Below are 1,095 nucleotides of genomic sequence, written 5' to 3'. Positions count from 1 at the left end.
TCTTGAGTTTGACACCTCCGGTTTTAAAAAGTGCATTTGAATGACGTGGGGGCGGTTTTTGGCGATATTTTCTCAAAAAGTGTAGTGTGCCAACTTTTTTATTTTCCGGTTTCTGGCCTGTAAATTTGCCGGCATGGCGTTCCTGAGGGTAGAAAACAAAAAGTCTGGCAGCTATATCCGCATAGTCGAAAGCTATCGTGATGGGGATGGGCATAGCCGCCATCGCATCCTGTATAACCTCGGTAAGGTATCTGACTATACCCCTGAGCAGTTGCAACGCATTGGTTCCCGTCTTTATGAACTTGGGGGCGGTGATCTGAAAGACCTATTGGGCATTACCACGACAGAAAAGGCGCGGTTCAACTATGGTTTCTATCAGGTTTATGCAGGGGCTTTAGCGCATTACGGCCTGCCACGCATTTTTAGCCGCATTGCTGGTAAACATAAACTGCAATTTGATTTTCAGAATGCCACTTTGCTAATGATCCTTGAACGGCTACAGGATCCATGCAGCAAACGCAGCACTTATTTCAACCAATCGGAATACTTAGGCATAAAACCAGTTGGCCTGCAACACCTGTACAGGGCACTGGATAAACTGGCAGACTATAACCAGCTTATACAAAAGCAGATTTTTCAGACCGGGCGGGACTTGTTTAACCAACGACTGGACGTGGTGTTCTATGATGTCACTACCCTTTACTTTGATAGCACCGTTGAGATTGAGGAAAAGCTCCGCCAAAAGGGTTTTTCTAAAGATGGCAAGGTTGGCAAGACACAGATATTGTTCTGTATGCTCATCGACCGGGACAAACAGCCCATCGGGTATAAGGTGTTTAAAGGCGACACTTTTGAAGGCCACACATTCGAACATGCAATCAAAGGCCTGAAAGATGAATACCAGATCGACAAGGTTATTGTCGTGGCCGACCGGGGCATGCTGTCGGCGGCCAATCTGGAAACAACGGTAAACAATGGCTATGAGTTCATCGTCGGGGAGCGCCTGCGGAAACTGCCGCGGGAAGTGCAAGAGCCTCTGCTGGACATCAACAATTACAAAGCAACATGGGTTTATGAAAATTCAGAAGAGGAAGA

1 protein-coding gene is annotated in these 1,095 nt (G+C 46.8%); it reads left to right on the top strand.

From position 1 onward, the window contains the following. Window positions 1-133: 133 nt before the first annotated feature. Window positions 134-1,095: IS1634 family transposase (locus E2R66_RS28125; protein WP_134738023.1), on the top strand; the 962-nt coding region annotated here is incomplete at its 3' end.

The organism is Mucilaginibacter psychrotolerans (assembly GCF_004519315.1).
Lineage (GTDB): Bacteria > Bacteroidota > Bacteroidia > Sphingobacteriales > Sphingobacteriaceae > Mucilaginibacter > Mucilaginibacter psychrotolerans.
Note: the sequence above shows the minus strand (reverse complement) of the source record. Positions and strands in the feature narration are given on the sequence as shown.